The following is an 18,801-nucleotide window of genomic DNA, read 5'->3' as shown; positions in this document are numbered from 1 at the left end:
CGTCCTGGTGGTGTCTTTTCTAGTCAAGGATCTCTCGGTGACGATCGCTGCGCTGGAGGTGCTGTTGCAATGCTGGGGTCGGCCAAGCGCGCACTAGCTTCTGCGCAACGTGAGCTGTCACGGAAGATCAAGGGAAGCTCCAACCGGAAGAAAGCCGCCGCGAAGGTGGCCAAGATCAGCCGCAAGGTAGTTTGCCAGCGCAAAGACCACCTCGACAAGCTGTCTCGACAACTGGTGAACAACACCCAAGTCATCGGTATCGAAGATCTGTCAGTGGCCGCGCTGTCGCGCTCTCTGCGGCTGTCCACCTCCGTGTACGACGCGGGCTGGCAGTTTTCCGCTTTGCCAGTTGGCTCTGCGTGGTCAGTGTCCCGCAGCGTCGCCGTACATGCGCTGATACTCCCGCACGGTCCTCGTAGGCGGCAGGAGAAGCATCAAGGCGAGGTATACGAGGACGGCTGCGATCAGGAAGACGAGCATGGGAATGCCCTCACCCAGCGGGGCGATGATTCCCGCGATGAGTACCACGAGGACGACGGAGAGGCCTCGTACCCAAGCGGGATTGAATCCGCCGCGGCTGGCGATTCCCAAACATACGCCGCCGATCCACTTACCTTCGATGACACGTGCCCATGCGGGGCTGCGACGGGTCGGGGAAGTCGCGAATCCGGTCGGGTCTGCCTCGATCGGCCCTAGCTGTTCCAGGATGGTCAGCATCTCATCGGCAGTGACGACGGTATCGGCGCTGGTGTAGAGCGGTCCGAGTTGCTCTCCGATCGACGCTTCGAGGTCGCGAAGCGTCTCTTCGGATTCCGGTTCGGTGTCGAGCGTCAAGCGCGCCCGCCTGAGGTAGTCCAGGAGTTCGGTGTGCGCATCGTCGGTGAGCGTGAACACGCGTGCGTGCCCGGAGAGTCGCATGTGTCGTGTGCTCATGGGTGTCGTCCTATCTGCTCGATGGTCTGGGTGAGGGAGTGCCAGTAGGCCTTGAACTCGGCAAGCTGCTGCTGGCCGAGTGGGGTGAGGCTCAGATACTTGCGGGGCGGCCCGGAGGGTGATTCGCGCCACTCGTGAGTCACCACCCCCTCTTTCCCGAGCTTGGTGAGCAATGGGTAGAGGGTTCCTTCCTGAGCGGGAAACCCCGCTTCTCGAAGGGCTGCCACGATCTCGGCCGGGTACCGTTGGCGTCCGTCGAGAGCTGTGAGTACCAACGGTTCCAGCAGGCCCCTCCGCAATGTCATCATCTTCTGACTCTCACTCATGCAGGTACTATAACATACCAAGGTACTAGAGTTTAGATAAGTAACCTTGTCGGACGTGCGGCTCCTGATCGATGGATGCCTGCCCCGTCGCCTTCTCACTGGCCGACGGTCGCCCCGGACTTATGTCTGAGCAGACGCGTTGCGAGTGCGAGCAATTACAGTCGCCTCGCGTCACAGCCCATGCGAGGGTCGCTCGCGACCGGGGCCGCTGTGGCGGTGTTCCTGCTGGTGCGGTTGCAGGCTCGAGAACTCGGGTGAAGAAGCACTTGTGAAGTAGGAGTTGAAGTGCTTGTTGTCGATCGGTAAGTAAAGGGAAACCCTATTTGCAACAGCACCTCCGACACTGCCGGACACTGTCAGGCACCGGCACATCTGGTCACCTATCCGTGCAGCAGTCCCTCGGGTCACTGTTTGCTGCTGGCCCTAACCTCGCTGGTCAGTGATTCGTACATGCGTGTTGACGAGTGGCGTGGAGAAAGGCTGCCGCAGGGACCGCTATCACTAGATCCCCTTGCTCATGAGGTGGTCTCTATCTGGTGACGACGGTCGCTTACTGGTCTTCCCCGACCTCCCGGAGCCGCTGTAGCCATTCCTGCAGCAGGCGGGTCTCGGCGGGGCCGAGGGTGTCCGAGTTGGACGCGGCGAGCTCGGTGACCGCTGAGATCGCACCGGAGCAGTCAGCACCGTCCGGCCTTCCGCTGCCGGTAATCGCGTCGACAACCCCGTCGCGCACGGCTGCGGAGAGATCGGGGTCGGGGTTTCCCTGGATGATCTGGCGCAGCGTGACCCCGATGTTGGTGGCCAGGATGTGGGCGGACGCCTGTTCCGGGGAGACGACGAGGCGTCCCTGTTCCGCGGCTGTCGTGGTGAGTCCGAGCAGGATCTCGGCAGGCCGGGACTGGGCGGCGGGGGCGTGGCCGGGCTGCACCTTGCCGTACATCAGGGCGTAGAAGCCCGGATTCGCTAGGCCGAAGTCGACATGAGCGTCCCAGCCGGTGCGGATGTCCTGGATCGGGTCACCGGTCCACTCCATGGCCTGTTTCTCGGCGATGTACATGTCGAAGCCGTACTCCACCACGGCGTCCGCCAGTCCCTGCTTCGATCCGAAGAAGTGGTAGGCGGTGGGCAGCTTGACTCCCACGGTGTCGCACACCGCCCGTAGTGAGAAGTCCTCGCCGGGCGAGCGGGCGATCATGTCCGCGGCAGCGGCGATCAACTTTTCTCTCGTTCCTGTCGACGCGTCCCTGCTCATTCTGCTACCGTAGCGTAAGTATCGCCGATACGCCGCAACATATCTATGATATGTTGATCCGTGAAGTCCACGAGAAAGGAAGAGCATGACTGAGCACACGCTCAAGGGAAAGAACGTCTTGATTGCCGGAGGAGGCAAGAATCTCGGAGGCCTGGTGGCGCGCCAGTCCGCAGCCGCCGGAGCAAACGTCGCAATCCACTACAACTCGGGTGCCAGTCGACCGGATGCCGAGGACACCCTCGCTGCTGTGCAGGCTGAAGGCGTCCAGGGTGCGATCTTCCAAGGCGACCTGACCTCCCCGCAGAACGTCGCGACCCTGTTCGACGAGGCAGAGAAGACGTTCGGGAAGATCGACATTGCCATCAACACCGCTGGCAAGGTGCTGCGCAAGCCCATCGTCGAGACCACTGAGGACGAGTACGACTCGATGCTCGACATCAACGCCAAGGCTGCATACTTCTTCATCAAGGAGGCAGGCAAGCATCTTGCCGACGACGGCAAGATCATCACCGTGGTCACTGCCCTGTTGGCCGCTTTCACCGATGGCTACTCCACCTACGCCGGTGGCAAGGCCCCGGTGGAGCACTTCACCCGTGCGGCGTCCAAGGAGTTCGCCGACCGTGGCATCTCCGTCAACGCCGTGGCCCCCGGACCCATGGACACGCCGTTCTTCTACGGTCAGGAAACGCCGGAACGAGTCGAGTTCCACAAGTCCCAGGCCATGGGCAATCAGCTTACCCAGATCGAGGACATCGCACCGATCATCCGGTTCCTGGCGACCGAGGGCTGGTGGATCACCGGTCAGACGATCTTCGCCAACGGTGGCTACACCACACGCTAAACTCCGCCCTGTCTGCCTAACCGAAGGATTTCTTGTGCCCATCATTGACATCCCCGAACCGATCGCCTCATTCTTCACCACGGTCAACGATCACGATAGCCAGGCTTTTCTTGATGCGCTGACTACCGATGCTGTCGTCGACGACTGGGGTCAGATCATCACCGGACGCGACGAGATTGAAGAGTGGAGCAAGATCGCATTCATCGGGTCACAGCCCACCTTCAGCGCAGAACGAGCCTCCACCGCCAACGGCAAAATCACTGTCGTAGGTGACTGGAGGTCGACCCACGCCAACGGGCCGTCGCGATTCGACTTCGACCTTGATGGTGACAAGATCAGGAAGATGACCATCAGTGAAGGCTAATCGGCGATGACTGTCTCTGGCCGTGGCTTGTTGCCTCGGATGCGACGCCGCGACCCGGAGGAACAGCACAGGGCGGCAAGTCCGCTTGAGTTATTCTTCGACCTCGTTTTTGTCGTCGCTGTCTCGTTCTCGTCCCAGCAGCTCCACCACATGGAGGCGGATGGTCTCCTGGGGCAGGCAGTGTTGGGGTACCTGATGGTGTTCTTCGCCATCTGGTGGGCGTGGATGAACTTCACGTGGTTCGCGACTTCGTTTGACACCGACGACTGGCTCTACCGGGTCATGACGATCGTGCAGATGGCCGGTGTCCTGGTCCTTGCTGCGGGTACCGGTCCGGCGATGGAGGAGCACGACTTCGCCCTTGTCACCCTCGGATACGTCATCATGAGGCTCGCTCTCGTGGTGCAGTGGATCCGGGCTGCACTGGAGGATCCCGGGGTCAGAGCGGTAGCCCTGCGGTACGCGGTAGGGGTCACACTTGTTCAAGTTGCCTGGGTCGCACGGCTGGCACTGCCGGAAGCCGCTGGGTTCATCGTGTTCTTCGTCCTCGTCGCTGCGGAGATCTCCGTCCCGGTCTGGGCGGAGTCACATGGTGGGACGCCCTGGAATCCGCATCACATCACCGAACGCTACAGTCTGTTCACCCTGATCCTGCTCGGCGAATCGATTCTCGCTTCGGCCAACGCCGCCGTCGAGGCATTCGATTCCGGGCATCACGTCCCATCGCTGGTCGCTGTCTCATCCGCGGGGCTGGTCATTGCGGCGGGGATGTGGTGGATCTACTTCTCCCGGCCTCAACATTCCTTTGTGGGAAGCTTGCGTTCCTCGCTGACGTACGGCTATTTTCACTACGTGATTTTCGCCGCAGCCGGAGCTTTCTCGGCGGGCGTGGAAGTTGCGATCGACGGTATCGAGGATGAGACCGGTACCGGATCTTTCGCAGCGGCGGGCACACTCACCATTCCCGTGGCCTTGTTCGCCGTGAGTATCTGGGCGCTGGTTCTGCGGCACAGCTTGTCAGCTGCGGAAAACGTTGTGTTCCTCGTTGGCGTAGTCCTGGTGCTCGTCGGGACAGTGCTGCCTGGAGTGCTCACGGTCGTGGCCGCTGCGGTCGGCATCATCGTCGCGGCGCGCGCCACGGAGCGTGGGCGAGTGGGCCATGGCGTCGTGGGCGAGTGACATTCGGCTTCTGTCTGTTCCTGCTCAAGATGAGATGTTGGCTGACGATTGATATTGAGGGCGTTGCAGATAGCGATCGTCACCCGCAACTATCTAGGGCTTTATCTTGATGATCGTCGGAAGGGTGGCCTGTCCGGCGATGATCTGTGCGAAGTCAGTGTCCATGGAGCGGAGCATCCGTATCGCGTAGCGGTGGGTGGTCCAGAGATCGTCGGTGTTGAGCATGGGTCGCAGGTGTGCAGCGCGGTTCCTCATCCACCGCAGTTCGTGGGCGTAGCGGTACACCGCCTCACGGCGGACTCCTGTGAAACCCGATGCCAGCGCAGTATCCCAGATCTTGACACGGTTGTTGTTCCGACCTGCCTGTGGGGTGGGAAGGATGCTGGTCCATGACCCAAAGCTCAGACTCGCCACCAGATCATCATGTGTCGGTAGCGTTCGTGCTGTCGATTCAGCACCAGGTCGACGTGGGTCGTAGTTGTCTCGCGCCTTCTTCTCCCACCACCGTGGGTACAGATCCCCGTCTTGTCTCGGTCTCCAGGACTCAGGAACATCAGGTCGGACCAGGTGTTTCAGGACTGTGGGAGCTGGGTGTGTGATCCATTCTTCACTTCCACCGACGCTGGCGTTCCAGCCTCTAAGGCAACTGTCGATAGTCTCGCGGAGCAGCACCTCGGCCAGCCCAGTCAGCTCGGTGACCGCGCTCGCTGCCTGGATGTTCCACAGGTAGAGCCGTGCCGCCTCGACGACATCTCCCGTGGCCTGCCTGTAGGTCTGGAACCGGGCGGTCGGGATGGCCCTCTCGATCTGGCTGGCGGCATGATATGTCAGCCTGGGCACTGGATACTTGCTTTTCGTTCGGGGGAGCGATATTATTCAGCCCATATAGCGGGACAGTACCCGCAGTTACAGGACACCGGCGCTGAGGTTATATCTCAGGGCCGGTTCCTTTTTGCTTGGTCTCAGAGCGGCCACACGGCCATCGAGCTACGCGTCCGGGTGGCTACCTGTCACCTACCTTCAGTGCTGGGTGGTGCCTTGGGGGCATAGACGACTACCAGGCACTTCCCTCATTGGAGGGCCACTCGCTGCCCCGATATCTCACCCCGTAGCGTCCGCCGGCCAGTAGTGAGACGACTACCTCGATGCATCTTCCGTCGGCGTCCTTTAAATAGAACGGGCTATCGACCTCGTAGAAGTACGTCTCTGGGCCGTCCTCGATCGCGGTCCCGGTCGCGTCGGCGTACCCGCCACCTAGGGTCGTTGCGGTGAAGTAGTACCGTCCTGCGTCACCAACATTGTCGCGACGAGGGTTGATGGCTCCGAAGCCCGCGAGCTCAATCCACCCAATACCCTCGGCTTTCTTCCACTGTGATGCGCCATCGCGGCCCTCGGCGGATCCTCCGGAGGCGAGTAGTGACCTGATGTCCGGTGACCACGTCACCAGCTGGCCGAGCTTTTCGCCCTGCATCGACAGGCGCCGGCCGACGGAACCAAGGTAGTTGTTTTCGAGCACATTGACCGGTCGGAAAGCATCGTCCCGCGTGGGCTCTTCTGGGTCCAGTGCCCAGTCTGCAACGATGGTTCCGGGGGAGTCTGTGGTGGAACCGAGCCGGACGAGGAGTCGACGCGGGCAGATATCTTGGCGCCGGATCTTGTCCAAGGGCCAACTGGTGAGTGACCGCAGGGCGATTTCCTGGGGAGTGGATGCCAAACAAACAGGTCCTCGTCCGTCCGGGAGCGTCTCAGCTGATGCGGTGACGATCGCTGTCATCTCAAGTTCGGAATACGGAACATCAGGGTGAAGGCTGACTCCCGTCCGGGTGAGGTAGCGGTGTATCGCGCTTCGGGACAGTCCCGTGGCCGTGGCGAGCTGGTCGCCATCGAGGCCATATTCAGCTCCCTCGACGATGAGGTTTGTTCGCTCGCGCGTAGCCTTGTCGATCTCTTGCCGGTTCTCGACGAGCCTGTCGATGGCACCCTGGAGCTCTTTTCTGTCCCGTTCTGTGTCCATGCACTGACAGTAGCACTACAGTACTGCGTCGCGCAACGCGACTCCGTCGCACTGTCGAAATGCAAGCGAAATAAGGTAAGACGAGGCTGTGGGGGTAGTGTCCGAAAACGATCATTTATGACACAACTGGTCGTGAGTGCGGCGCGCGTTGCGTCAGTGCAGGTGGTGGCGTCTCAGAACTCTGCGTCAGAATCAACATGCCACTAGACCGGCCACTGACGAGTTTCGGACACCTCGGCACACTAAAGAGGGTTTCATGGGTGAAGTATTTGGGTATGCGCGGGTATCGACGGCGGATCAGGATGCGAGTCTGCAACGCGATGCGTTGAGTCGGTACGGCTGCAGCGAGATTTTCACCGATGTCGGTTCAGGGTCGCGGGCGCACCGACCGGAGTTGGACCGGTTGTGGGGCAAGCTGCGGAACGGGGACACGGTGGTGGTGTGGCGGTTGGACCGGTTGGGTCGCTCGGTCCCGCATCTGATTGATCAGTTGGAGGATCTCCAGGCCCGCGGGGTGGGGTTTGTCTCGTTGCAGGAGACGATTGATACGACGACTCCGGGTGGCCGGTTGGTGTTCCATGTGTTTTCGGCGTTGGCGCAGTTCGAACGTGATCTGGTGATCGAGCGCACCACTGCCGGCCTGGCAGCGGCCAGGGCGCGGGGTCGGGTCGGGGGTCGTCCGAAGAAGCTCACCGAGCAGCAAGCCGCCACCGCTCGCTCACTGTATGAGGCGAAGACGATGACGGTGTCGGAGATCGGACGTGTTCTCGGGGTCAGTCGCTCAACGATCTACCGAGCGCTGTAAAGGTGCTGTTGCAAAGCTAGGGGTGGCACGTGAGGATCAGGTCTCGTGAGCATCTTCTCCGGTCGGAAAGGCCGGGAGGGGAACGGTTCACCCTTCACCGCTAGTACTGCTATCCCCGTCGAGAAGGTCTAACAACCTCACCTTGACAAGACGATGAGCTGGAGCGCGCCACAGAGCCATCAAGATTCCAGGCCACATAGCGATCACATTCACAGCTTCCCGATGCAAAAGTCCCAGACTGCAATAGCGCCCGCTGCGGCATCATCCTCAAATGGACACCCGCCGGAGGCCGATCCTGGCGGCCTCCTGTTCGATGATTTCTACGCCGAACACCTCCAATGGACTGAGTACACCCATCTTCTGAGCTTCGCCGGAGGCGAGCTTTTCCGCAGCCGTGGCCAATAGTTCGCCCGTGAGAGTGTATATGCTCGGCCCTTCGAGATGGACCTCAGCGAGATCTCGGCCGGATGAGTCTCGGGCTCGGGCTACCACATGGGTGAGTGTGCGTGCACGCTCCGCGAAATCAGGCCCGCCGGATGGACCCACCACCTTCCGGGAAACACAATCGATGATTCCGGCACCGACGGTCGTGTGAGAGACAAGGTTGGCAACTGCGGAGGCCATAGATAGGGTTCGGCTTAGCGACGGGAACCATCCGTTGAAGACCTCGACTGTGGTGAGGGATCTCCCGATTTCTGGAAGGAAGAGCACCTCAGTGCCGGAGACGAGGAATGCCGATTTTTTCCTGCCATGGACTGTAAAGTCACGCACGGTCTCCGCCGCGCGAGTCTCCGCGAGCCTGCCATCACGCCACACGGTGTTCGGAAGGGTAATCCCGTCGGCCATGCTCGACTTGGTGCCCTGACTAAGCCCCTTGCGTAATGAACCGGTGGCGAAATAGCCGAGTTCCATGCTGGCGGCGTCCGGAGCTTCGGCGAGGGCTAGCGCACCGGCCAGCAGGCCGGGGACGTAATCGTATCCGAAGGCTGGGATCATAGTCACGCCGTTGGTGCGGGCGGTGACATCGAGACTGGACTGGATGTCACGGACGAATCCGACCTCTCCGGTCGAGTCCACATAGTGCACGCCTGTCTCTGCTGCGACCTGCGCCGGTATCCGCCCGAATCGACCAAACGGCCCGACGGTACTCAGGAGGACCTCCCCCGGATTGACCGCCGATCGGACGCTGGTGGGGTCCGTGACGTCAGCTACACGGTACTCCAGGCCGCCGAGGTCTTGAGCTAAGGCGGCAAGCTCGGGTTCGCGGCGTCCCATGATTACTGGGGCGGTGCCCCGGCGCAAAAGAGCCTCGACCGCGAGACGGCCGGTGTATCCGGTTGCGCCGAAAACAACGATTGGGGCTGTCACTTCGCCTCGATGTTCTTAAGGAAGGAGGCGATGCTCTCAACCATGAGATCGAGCGCTTCCTTCTCCAGCGGGTAGTGCCCGCCGTTGGGGAGCATGACCTTTGTGACCGGGACACGGGTAATGCGGTCAAGAAATGGTTCGGCGAGATGTAGCGGAGTCCACCGGTCAGCTGAAGGCTGAGTGAGCAACACTGGGGCGATGTCAAAGTCTTCAGGGGCAACGACCGGACGGTAGGCCAGCCAAGAATCAAGAAAAGCAACGGTGACGACGTTGCCCGCGGAGGTATTGTCCCGATACCAAGCCTTCTTCGCGTCCTTATCGTTGACCAGGGCCCTCATCTTCGACACATACCGCATCGGGAGCTTGACCTTCCCGAAACCAATCTTGTTCAGCAGTCCCATCAGCTCCCCGCTAAACCTGCCGCTGATCGGATCGAATCCTGTCTCCGTTTTCACGCGAGTCAGGGAGGTATCAAGGAAGGTCATGCCGACGATACCGGCTACCTTTTTGTTGAGTGCGGCGACGTGGTAAGTCTCCATTCCGCCGGCCGACAGGCCGTAAAGCACGATCGGGCGGTCATCCTTTGCCAATTCAAAGTCGACGAGGTCGGAGCCAATCTGCACCCATTCATCGTACGTGACCAGGGCGTCGGCGCTTACCTGGGTGACACCATAGGTTGGCATGTCGATGGCGATGGTCTCGTAGCCGAGGTCGGCAAGCGGCCGACCGAGGATGGTGGTCATCTGACGGCCGTTGGTGCCCACGCCGTGGAAGAGGATGACTTTCACGGGGGAATCAGTGTTGCGATAGGTGTCAAGGTGAATGCGGTGACCCTGGTGGTCCCACCACTCTTCGGTCGGTTCCTCGGAGGGATTGAGTCGGTACTCGACGGGAAGGAAGTCTTGAAGCTCGCGCCAGATGGTCTGCTGTGCGTAGTTCATGTAATCGACGATACCCGAGCCACCTATCTAATGCGGCTCTTCGCCTTTCAGAGTGCGTCAACTGCTCCGCGGAGTCCTCCCGAGTGGATCAGTGACCTCAAGATGTAGTGTTCCAGGTTCCTGAACCCCAACGCGATCCCGCGTAGGTGCTCCAACCGTCCGTTGAGTCGGGCCTCGACCGGCCGGTTGGACGCGCCGGTGTCGAAGTACGCCAGGATTGCGGCCCGCTTACGCCACAGGGTCCGCCCCAACGTCGCCAGCTCCGTCAACCCCTTGGGAACCCCGGCCCTGATCCTCTTGATCAGCTTGAACATCCGCAACTTCGCGTCCCGGGCCACCGGCTCGTTGTAAGCGGCGATAATCTCCTGGTAGAAGTCCCACGTCACCTGGACTGCCACGTGTTCCTGCGCGGTGAGGACCTCATCGAGGCGTTCCGCACGTTTCGGGGTGACCAGGCTCCGGCGGGTCAACATCGCACGGCGGACCCCGTACAACGGATCACCTTTGCGGCCCCGGTGACCCAACGTCTCGTTCTGGACCCGCTGACGGCACAGATCCAGCTTCCCGGCGGCCAGATGCACGACATGGAACGGATCCATCACCTGCCCGGCTTTGCTGACCTGCTCAGACGCGGCCTTCGCATAACCGGAGTACCCGTCCATCGTCACGGTCTTCACCGTGTCACGGAACCGGCGGGGCCGGTCGGCGAGCCAGTCACCGAACGCATCGGCCGACCGGCCGGGCACCATGTCCAGCAGGCGGGCCGGACCAGTGCCATCGACCTGCGGGGTCAGATCCACGATCACGGTGACGAATCCCGGTGTGCCGTCGCCGCGAACATGCTTCCACTTGTGCTCGTCGACGCCCCAGGACCCGGACATGGTCAAGACGACCCGGGTCACCGCCGGTGCGATGCCGGCACGCGGACAAGGCCAGGGAGCAGGTCTTCTTCCAACCGATCCCCAGGCCGCGGGCGCAGGCTTTCACGCTCATGCCGTCTGTCGCCATGCGCTGCAGGATCCAGCGGGTGACCCGGAGGGTCACCGATTGCCGGTTGTCGGCTGCCTGGGGGATCGAAGCACGGAAGATGGCGACGTTGCAGTCGTCGTTGCCGCAGACCAGCCGGGGTACACGGGCGTGCAGGACGCTGGGGTGCCCGGCGATGGGCAGGTCTGTGAGTCGTCGTTCGACGTGGTCACGGACCCGGCAGCCCTGTCCGCAGCCCGGGCAGCTGAGGTCGACGGTCACCGGGTGGCAGTACAGGTGGGTGACGTCGCCGGCGTCGGCGGCGTTGTCGATGCTCAGGCCGAGTTCTTCCGGTTCTGCAGATCGTGTCGGCGACGAGGTTCGGGGCAGCAACAGGCGTGACGGTAGGGTGAGACATGGATCCTGGAGTGACTGATGAGGACGTTGAACACCTTCATCCTGTCACTGCAGGATCCTTCTACTTTCCCGACCCCTGACCCCTACATGTTGTAGCGGCCCATCCCGACGGCTTCACACTCGCTACGCACTCCGAAAGGCGAAGAGCCGGTATTGGCTAACAGCTCGTGGCACAGGCCGAGCGCCTGTTCCGCTCGTCGGGCGCCGACCAGTGTTTGTTGATGGTCGATGACCATTCCCCGGCTGCCACCCATGACTTCTGGACCACCCTCGACGGTGCTGTTGCAAACTGGATTTGCTCCTTACCTACCGATCGACAGCAAGCATTGCAACGCCAGCTTCACAATTGCTTTTTCGCCCGAAATCATGAGTTTGCAACAGCGCCCCTCCCCCCCAGATACGAAAAAGCCCCCACCGCCCGAAGACGATGGGGACTCAAGGGGTTGTTTCATGACCCGGTTCCAGACTACTGGGCAGCCGGGGGGTCGAGCAGAGTTTCTCCTACGGGGGTAAGTGGAGCCCCCCCCAAAAAACAGAAGCCCCCGCTGTCACGGAGACGATTGGCGGGGAGCAGCGGGACCCCTCCACACGGCGCTGTCGCAAAGTGGCGCTGGCGGTGTCCGGGCGCCGATCGAGGAGGCGGCCCCCGTAGACCTGATCTCTCAGGCGTCTGCGAAGGCCTTGGCCACGATCACCGCATCCGGGTTCGCACACCCGAAGGCGAACACTCTGCCTTGGCCTTTGCGCAGCGCATGCATCGCCCCCCATTCCTTGTAGCGCCCGGTACACCGACACCGGGGTCTTGAACCCGCCGCCTTTGGGCCCCAGGATCCGCCTGAGTCAGCCGTGATCGCCCTCAATCACGTTGCCAAAGGTACTTCACCTGCCGATGCTTCACGGTCGTCGACAGCTTCTTCTTGTCGATCAACGCTGCGATCGCCGCAGTGCAGGTGGGTGCTTTGTCAGTGCAGATCACCCGGGGGGCCGCTATCAGGGCCGCGGTGCCCAGCACTGCAAAGCGCTCTTCCCAGAAACCTCGTTGCTTCGGCCGTGTTGCGCCGGGTAGACATGGATAAGTCCAGGTTCCGGCCGTCTGTGGTGACAGCCCGGTAGAGATAGCGCCACTTTCCGACGACCCGGATGTAGGTTTCATCGACTCGCCAGGAGCCGGCGAAGCCGGGCGAGGTTTAGCGGTACCAGCGGGTACGTTTGTCCAGCTCGGGACCGTACTTCTGCACCCACCGGTAGATGGTGGTGTGATCCGCCGGCACGCCGCGTTCGGTGAGCATCTACTCAAGGTCTCAGTAGGACACCCCGTAGCGGAAATACCAGCGCACAGCCCACAGGATCACGTCTTTCGGGTAGCGGCGCCCGGAGAAGATGCTCATACCGGCTGAGCTTGACCTCCCCATCACGATTTTGCAACAGCACCCTACATAGGGACACCCCCGGTAGACACTCAGGTCGGACCTGAAACCACAGGTGACATCATCCTCGGGTCATCGCTCTGTGACATTCCCGTCGGCTCGACCGCGGGAGATGTGATTCTCGGTTCCACCGGCGGAGACGTTGCCCCGACATTTGGCTCGAGCAACGGGGATCAGAACCTTGGCTCGTCGGGTCTCAGCCTTCCGTCGATCCCCGGTCTGTAGGGAGTCTAAAACTGTCCGCACTCCGGGGTGACGGTTGATCTGCTCCCTCCTTGTGATGGCCTGCGGCTCAGTGCATGTGTCTTTTGACATGGTATGCACTGGCCAAAGTGGCTTCGAGCTAGACCCGAGTTGCCAAAGTGCGGGCGACAAATTCGGAACCTGCATCCGACGGGTGAAAGATCATATTGTAGTTGGGTGTAGTGGTATCCACCACTCCGGCTACATAGCGCGCTGTGTCAGGTGCGCAAGTATCGTGACCGCGTGCTCCGTCGATGATTTCGACATATTCGCCTCCTACCTGGCGGGCGGCTTCCTTTTGGTTCTCACGGTTCCAGTTCTCAACGTCGCGCAAAAGCGGAATCGGGGCTCCTCCAGGCATGTTCGGGATGACGTTCACTGCACAGAAAAACGTTGTGTCGCGGTCGACGGTGGGTAGCGCTCCGGAGACGACGATTTTCGCGTAGGGCGCGGCAGATCGGATCTTCGCTGCTGCTGCACGCATGTCGCTCAGGTAGGCGTCTCGTATTGCTCCGGGGTCGAAGATGTTGACACCGTCGAGGATCCCGAATCCTCCGTAGTTGTTCATTCCTACCGCGAAGACAACGCTGCGGGTTTCCGAGTTGACGTCGCCGGAATGTATGGCCGAGTCAATGCGGCCAAGCATTGACCGAGACGTGTTACCTGCGCACGACCAATCGTTTACGGGGAGGCCAGTCTTTTCGCCGACTTTTCGTGGCCAGTTGTTGGGGGCCTGCAGGCAGCCGCCTGTCTGTGGGTACCCGTTGGTGATCCCGGGGATCATCCGGAGCGTGTTCTTGACCTGATCTGGATTAGCGGTAAAAGAGTCACCAAAGGTCACAACGTTCCCTCGGGGCGCTGCTGTAGTCGCAGGGGCAAAGGTTGTCGCCACGGCGGCGGCACACAGGGCCAAGGCGGCTACGCGGAGAGGGTGCCGGCGGTGTAAGGGATTTTTCTTTGTGGCGCGGTGCTTGTTCGTCATGCAGGCTCTCCGTGTCGAGTGGGTAATGGGGTGAACCACGGGGGTTGTGAATATGTATCGGTTGTGAATATACATCATAGTCGTAACGCGGACTTCACTATGGATTCATATCGAGGCGGAGAGTGGTAACGTTACGGTTAAGAGGAGTCGTGGCCCCTATGTGGGGGGGGGGTACCAGGCTTCTCCTTGCTTCTTCCGTGGTGTGATGATCTCCAGAACCGTTACGACGCCCTCGAGAGAAAGCTGACCTTGCCCGCAAATCGCGGACAGGTAACTTAGCTGCCTCAGGGTTCTGGACAGCAGGTTTGTTGAGCAGATTCATTTCGAACTCCACCGGCAGAACGTGGCCGAGTGGAGCGAGGGTCAGATCGACGTCGTCCTCGATCGTCTCCCCGTCGAGGAGGTCTGGGGTGTCGGACGGCGACTGTCGCAGCGCCTCACCTCGGCCAGCATCGCCACGGCCGGTGACCTGAAACGAACTGACCCTGCCTGGTTGCGCCGGTTTCACGCGCCGCCCCTGGCCCAGACCGGGATCGAGCTGTCGGGCACCCCGGTGATCGACTTTGACGAGCAACCGGTGTCCGCATCGCAGACGATGATCTTCTCCCGGCTGATGGGCCAGCGAGCCCGCGGGGCCGACCAGGTCGCCGCAGCACTCACCGCGGCCGCACATCCCCTGTCGCGTCGCCTGCGCTCCAGGGGGTGTCCCTATGTAGATTGTCAACCCCTCGACCCGTCTTTTCCCTGGCCTGTGTAGCCCTCCCGGGTTGAGGGTGGTCGAACAGGTGCTGTTGCAAAGTGGTGCGGGCAGCACTTGGGCACTGCCCGCACCACTTTGCAACAGCACCACCAGGAGTCCATCTGGTCCCTCGGCGTCATCCGTGTGACCGCAGATGTGCGACGAGACTCGGAGAACAGAGACAAGAAAACCCAGCTGAAGGCAAAGGACACCTCTAAGATCACCTGGGTCTGGCGGAATGCCCCGCTGCGTCCGAACATTCTCCTGCAGCTACCCCCTGACGTGGTCGAAGGTATCTTCGCCCACAAGTCCGGGACGACGAAGGTTGCACAGCTGTTTCGCGACGCCGAGGGCATGATCGTCCATCGCAATAGCGTCTCCACGGTCGCAGAGCAGCTCGACCCTCAGCGACGGGTCCGCGGGGGAAGCGGCGGCGCCCGGACACTGCTCGCTCCCGAGGGCTACGTGATCCTGTCCGGCGCCTACCACGGGGATATCGCCACCGAGCTTGGTGTTCCGGTTCCCCTCGGGGACGAGTATATCTCCGTGAGGGTTGTCCCGACGGGAGATGGAACCGGAACACGTATCGGTGACCGGAACTGGCGGCGCGCAACCACCGAAGACACCATCATCGTCCCCGCCCCCATCGTGAAGGACAAGAAGGGCCGGCAGACAGAGGCCTAGCATCCGGACTCGGGGACGTGGCACGTCCCCGACCAGGCCCCCTCAGAACGGGGCCGGCTCCGGTGCGGTGCGGTGCAGCTCCAGGATGTAGCGGCACCACGCACGACAGGTATCCACGGCGAGCTGGGCATCCGCCCCGCTCACTTCACCGACCCGGTGGTTCCCGTGGCCAGCCAACGCCTCCTCCGAGCGCATCTTTCGCACTGCTTCCAACGCCTTGGACAGTCCCTTGCGCACCAGGTTCAAGCCGTCTGCCATCGCGCCTGCACCGGTATTCTCAATGACGCCGAGTGCCTTGTGTGCCTCAACGCAGCGGTCCTTGAACTGGAGCTTGTCGATCTGTTCGTCGGTGTACCACCGATCCTTCAGCACCGAGGCTGCTACTGCCTCCATCAGCTCCTTCGCCGCCGACACCACCGCCACCGCGTCCCGTTCCTCGGCAGTCAGCGCACGATTGAGCGTCTTGAGAGCTCTCATCACTCCCGCAGTGGTCTTCAGCCCTGACAGGTCAAGGTCTTCCAAGTCGATGACGTCAGCCTGCGTAAGTGTCCCGTCCTCGCCTAGGGTGAACCCGTCCTCCCTGCACGCCCGCTCCAGTTCCGCGTAGTCATCCCAGAACGGGTCCCAGTGATCGTTGACGTTGGCCTTGGCCCGCCGGACCATCACGGACATCGCCTGCAATGCCCTTCTACATTGCTCTCGGTCACTCCAGTCAACGCGACCTCGGTAGAGCGTGAATACCTCGTCGCTTCGATACTCGGAGGCGTTCACTGCTGTGACGTCTGAAAGCGCAGCAGGGGTTCCAAAGTCGTACCGCTGCCAGGCGTTGATGGAGGTCCAGGCGTCCACCTCGCCCAGGAGCTTGTAGACAGCACCCCGGATGTTCGCGCTGATCAGCGGGTCCTTCTCGGATGACGGCTTCTGGTCGAGTGTCATGGCGGTGATTCTAGGGGACATGCCAAGAGGTGCGCTTTGCCTGCCGCATGATATAGAACGGTTATTCGACTCACGCGACCCTATTGCCCGACCTCTCGCTAGACTGCGTTGGAGCCGACAGATGCACCACCAGGTGCCGGACGAAGAAGGGCAGGGCATCAACATCTTCGATGACGACATGTGGGACGAACTGACAGGCAAGCGGATCCTCCGCGACATGACGTCCCCGATGACCGCCGCAGGGATCAACCCCGTTGCAGATGCCGTCTCAAGCATCCTCAAAACACCAGGGGTTCACATGGCGGAGGGGTTCGCGCACTCAGCATTGTCTCCGATCTCCCTGGGGGTGGGGGTCTCTAAGGTATTCGCGCCGTTCGGCACAGGAACCGGGATCACTGACGCGTTCAGCGGGATCACCTCCGTCTCCGACCACTCCAGAAAGATCGCGATGTCCACTATGGCAGGCTTCGCCGGTCTGAATATCGGAAAGACCTTCGCGGAATACTCCGCCTCAATGACTGGCGGGTTGCAGCCGATCATGGGACGCATGGACACGGTCAACCGGTGGCAGGGTGATCTGGCGAAGTCCCTGGCGCCGGCCCTCGTGTCCAAGTCGGCGTTCACGATGCCAGCCAGCTTCTTCGATCAGATCCCCTCGGTAGTCACCGGCATCCAGCGTCTCGCTGACCAACAGCGGCAGGTGTTCGACGGCATAGCCAAGGCACTGCGGAGCTACGATCTCTCCGGCATCCAGAAACTGAACAGGAACCTGTTGCCACCCAACCTCCGGGAGCTTGCCGACGAGATCAACTTCAGCGACGTCCGTGAGTTCCTCCGGGAGGAGGCGATCCCGCTGTACCTCGTGCCCCGAGCCCGGACTGCACTTCGGTTCCTCCGCGCTGCTGATCGTCCGGTTCGGCGTCAGATCCTCAACGCCTGCTTCGAGTCTCTGGTGGAGGACTGCGAAGAGGTGCTGGAGCAGGTGGATCATCCGGAAGTAGAGACCGAGGCTGAGTTCGCGCTCAACGGTGTAGCAGCGCTGCGCGACGGGCACGAGCGGGCTGCCCAGGCACTGTTCACCCTCATCTTCGACACGCTGATCAGCCGGTTCTACCCGGATAAGAACGTCAGGATGACAATCACTAACCGGAAGGCTGATGTACCGGAGATCATCAACGGAATGGGGTACCGAGATGTGTCAATGTGGCTCCCTGTCTGGAACGCGCACGGGAAGTTTCACCCGAAGCCGGGAGCCCCCGTTCCGTGGCAGTTCTCGCGCCACGCGACCGTCCACAAGGTGTCCCGCAAGCAGTACAGCCAACGCAACACCGTCCAGTCGCTCATGCTCGTGACCAGTCTCATCGGGCATGCCAACCGGCTGAGAATCTCCCTGCCGTAAAGCATGTCCAGTGACCCTTAATTAGTTCCCTGACCTGCGCAGAACCAGGCACAGAAACTAGCCATCGTCCTGCCCTGTCCCTTACCCTCACCCCATGAGCACCACCCCGGACCCGAACCGCATCGCTTTCGTCGGAGACCTCCACGACGACATCGACGCCTTCATCCACACCACCGGCCTCGCCACATCCGCCGGCGCGGCGACGATCGTCCAGACCGGTGACTTCGGTTTCCACCACCCCGCCGATCTCGAACTGTTGCAACTCATCCTCGACGAACGCACCCCAGGTGTCGACTACCGGATCATCGACGGCAACCACGAGGACTTCACCCTCCTCACTCCCGACACCACCGAACCCGCCGCGCTGACCCGGTCGATCACCTACATGCCGCGCGGGCTGCGCACCACCGTCGCCGGGGCCAACATGCTGTTCCTCGGCGGGGCGACCTCCACCGACCGGAAGTGGCGCACCGAGGGCGTGGACTGGTTCCCCGCCGAGCACATCACCGACGCCCAGGTCGACCGCGCCATTACCGCCGCCGGCACTACTCCCAGCCCGGTGGACATCCTCGTCACCCATGAGACCGGGTCAGCAGCGTTCACTGCCCTGGCCACAGGCAGTGACCACGCCCAGACCAAGGAATCCGACCCATTCAGCCAGGCCGACCGTGCCCGCATCGACCGGATCCTCGCGGCTGTGCACCCGGCCGTCCACGTTCACGGTCACCACCACACCCGCTTCGCCGCACCCCTGGACGGTGAGCTGACCGGCACACTGGACATCGCCCTGGCCAAGGAGACCGACGACGGATCAGTCGTCGTCCTCGACACCCACGGCGGCGACCCGGACCAGTGGACGTGGTCGGTACCGGTGGCCCACCGGCAGGTGATCACCGACACCGGCTGGTACCCGGTCGACGAGTTCACCGTGACCGGGTTCGGTCCCCTGTGGCCCTGGACCGACACCGAACTGCCCTGGCCCACG

At 61.7% G+C, this 18,801-nt stretch carries 17 protein-coding genes and 3 pseudogenes; 9 read left to right on the top strand and 11 right to left on the bottom strand.

Translation table 11 applies throughout. From position 1 onward, the window contains the following. Window positions 1-69: 69 nt before the first annotated feature. Window positions 70-279, top strand: a pseudogene (locus Q0A27_RS14995) (transposase); the annotation flags it as partial. Window positions 280-363: 84 nt separating this feature from the next. On the opposite strand, the gene Q0A27_RS01380 reads toward Q0A27_RS14995, so the two are convergent. From Q0A27_RS01380 to Q0A27_RS01370, 3 genes are all read right to left on the bottom strand, one after another. Further along, window positions 364-933: a PspC domain-containing protein gene (locus Q0A27_RS01380; protein WP_291473288.1), complete on the bottom strand. Its 570-nt coding sequence runs from the start codon at window positions 931-933 to the stop codon at window positions 364-366. Next, entirely contained in the window at window positions 930-1,259 is a 330-nt protein-coding gene (locus Q0A27_RS01375) for a PadR family transcriptional regulator (RefSeq protein ID WP_291473287.1), read from the bottom strand. The genes Q0A27_RS01380 and Q0A27_RS01375 overlap by 4 nt, the downstream gene beginning before the upstream one ends. A 550-nt stretch (window positions 1,260-1,809) precedes the next feature. Beyond that, window positions 1,810-2,511, bottom strand: coding sequence for a TetR/AcrR family transcriptional regulator (locus Q0A27_RS01370; RefSeq protein ID WP_291473286.1), 702 nt, complete (start codon window positions 2,509-2,511; stop codon window positions 1,810-1,812). 85 nt (window positions 2,512-2,596) lie between these two features. On the opposite strand from Q0A27_RS01370, the gene Q0A27_RS01365 reads away from it, so the two are divergent. Genes Q0A27_RS01365 through Q0A27_RS01355 form a run of 3 tightly spaced genes read left to right on the top strand, consistent with a single transcriptional unit; the run spans window position 2,597 to window position 4,895 of the window. Further along, on the top strand, window positions 2,597-3,352 hold the full coding sequence (locus tag Q0A27_RS01365; protein WP_291473285.1) for an SDR family oxidoreductase: 756 nt from the start codon (window positions 2,597-2,599) through the stop codon (window positions 3,350-3,352). Window positions 3,353-3,386: 34 nt separating this feature from the next. Continuing rightward, window positions 3,387-3,716: a nuclear transport factor 2 family protein gene (locus tag Q0A27_RS01360; RefSeq protein WP_291473284.1), complete on the top strand. Its 330-nt coding sequence runs from the start codon at window positions 3,387-3,389 to the stop codon at window positions 3,714-3,716. A gap of 6 nt (window positions 3,717-3,722) precedes the next feature. Next, window positions 3,723-4,895 carry a low temperature requirement protein A gene (locus tag Q0A27_RS01355; protein WP_291473283.1) on the top strand — a complete coding sequence of 391 codons (1,173 nt, stop codon included), beginning with the start codon at window positions 3,723-3,725 and terminating at the stop codon, window positions 4,893-4,895. A gap of 93 nt (window positions 4,896-4,988) precedes the next feature. Here the strand turns inward: Q0A27_RS01355 and Q0A27_RS01350 are convergent, their stop codons facing one another. Next, on the bottom strand, window positions 4,989-5,735 hold the full coding sequence (locus Q0A27_RS01350; protein ID WP_291473282.1) for a hypothetical protein: 747 nt from the start codon (window positions 5,733-5,735) through the stop codon (window positions 4,989-4,991). 214 nt (window positions 5,736-5,949) lie between these two features. Next, window positions 5,950-6,909 (bottom strand): hypothetical protein, encoded by a 960-nt coding sequence (locus tag Q0A27_RS01345; protein WP_291473281.1) that lies wholly within the window; start codon window positions 6,907-6,909, stop codon window positions 5,950-5,952. 256 nt (window positions 6,910-7,165) lie between these two features. On the opposite strand from Q0A27_RS01345, the gene Q0A27_RS01340 reads away from it, so the two are divergent. Then, entirely contained in the window at window positions 7,166-7,714 is a 549-nt protein-coding gene (locus Q0A27_RS01340; RefSeq protein WP_291473280.1) for a recombinase family protein, read from the top strand. A 267-nt stretch (window positions 7,715-7,981) separates the two neighbouring features. Here the strand turns inward: Q0A27_RS01340 and Q0A27_RS01335 are convergent, their stop codons facing one another. From Q0A27_RS01335 to Q0A27_RS01315, 5 genes and pseudogenes are all read right to left on the bottom strand, one after another. Next, on the bottom strand, window positions 7,982-9,082 hold the full coding sequence (locus Q0A27_RS01335; RefSeq protein ID WP_291473279.1) for a trans-acting enoyl reductase family protein: 1,101 nt from the start codon (window positions 9,080-9,082) through the stop codon (window positions 7,982-7,984). Beyond that, complete coding sequence (locus Q0A27_RS01330; protein WP_291473278.1) at window positions 9,079-10,023, bottom strand: alpha/beta fold hydrolase; 945 nt, start codon at window positions 10,021-10,023, stop codon at window positions 9,079-9,081. The genes Q0A27_RS01335 and Q0A27_RS01330 overlap by 4 nt, the downstream gene beginning before the upstream one ends. A gap of 47 nt (window positions 10,024-10,070) precedes the next feature. Beyond that, window positions 10,071-11,407, bottom strand: a pseudogene (locus Q0A27_RS01325) (ISL3 family transposase). Between the two features lie 661 nt (window positions 11,408-12,068). Further along, window positions 12,069-12,794: pseudogene (locus Q0A27_RS01320) on the bottom strand (IS6 family transposase). Window positions 12,795-13,176: 382 nt separating this feature from the next. After that, the gene (locus Q0A27_RS01315) at window positions 13,177-14,058 is read right to left on the bottom strand and encodes a GDSL-type esterase/lipase family protein (protein ID WP_291473277.1); all 882 of its coding nucleotides are present in this window, start codon (window positions 14,056-14,058) and stop codon (window positions 13,177-13,179) included. Window positions 14,059-14,401: 343 nt separating this feature from the next. On the opposite strand from Q0A27_RS01315, the gene Q0A27_RS01310 reads away from it, so the two are divergent. Together Q0A27_RS01310 and Q0A27_RS01305 are read left to right on the top strand one after the other, a co-directional pair. Continuing rightward, window positions 14,402-14,815 (top strand): hypothetical protein, encoded by a 414-nt coding sequence (locus Q0A27_RS01310; protein ID WP_291473276.1) that lies wholly within the window; start codon window positions 14,402-14,404, stop codon window positions 14,813-14,815. A 57-nt stretch (window positions 14,816-14,872) separates the two neighbouring features. Continuing rightward, the gene (locus Q0A27_RS01305) at window positions 14,873-15,481 is read left to right on the top strand and encodes a NaeI family type II restriction endonuclease (RefSeq protein ID WP_367273299.1); all 609 of its coding nucleotides are present in this window, start codon (window positions 14,873-14,875) and stop codon (window positions 15,479-15,481) included. Window positions 15,482-15,523: 42 nt separating this feature from the next. Here Q0A27_RS01305 and Q0A27_RS01300 read toward each other — a convergent pair whose 3' ends face one another. Then, window positions 15,524-16,417 (bottom strand): abortive infection family protein, encoded by an 894-nt coding sequence (locus tag Q0A27_RS01300; RefSeq protein WP_291473275.1) that lies wholly within the window; start codon window positions 16,415-16,417, stop codon window positions 15,524-15,526. 121 nt (window positions 16,418-16,538) lie between these two features. On the opposite strand from Q0A27_RS01300, the gene Q0A27_RS01295 reads away from it, so the two are divergent. Together Q0A27_RS01295 and Q0A27_RS01290 are read left to right on the top strand one after the other, a co-directional pair. Beyond that, window positions 16,539-17,816, top strand: coding sequence for a hypothetical protein (locus Q0A27_RS01295; protein ID WP_291473274.1), 1,278 nt, complete (start codon window positions 16,539-16,541; stop codon window positions 17,814-17,816). 94 nt (window positions 17,817-17,910) lie between these two features. Then, on the top strand, window positions 17,911-18,801 hold an 891-nt coding region (locus Q0A27_RS01290; protein WP_291473273.1), incomplete at its 3' end, for a metallophosphoesterase.

Origin of the sequence: Corynebacterium sp., assembly GCF_022712275.1 — a bacterium.
In the GTDB taxonomy this organism is placed as follows: Bacteria; Actinomycetota; Actinomycetes; order Mycobacteriales; family Mycobacteriaceae; genus Corynebacterium.
The sequence above is the reverse complement of the archived record's forward strand: the minus strand, read 5'-3'. Positions and strand labels throughout refer to the sequence as shown.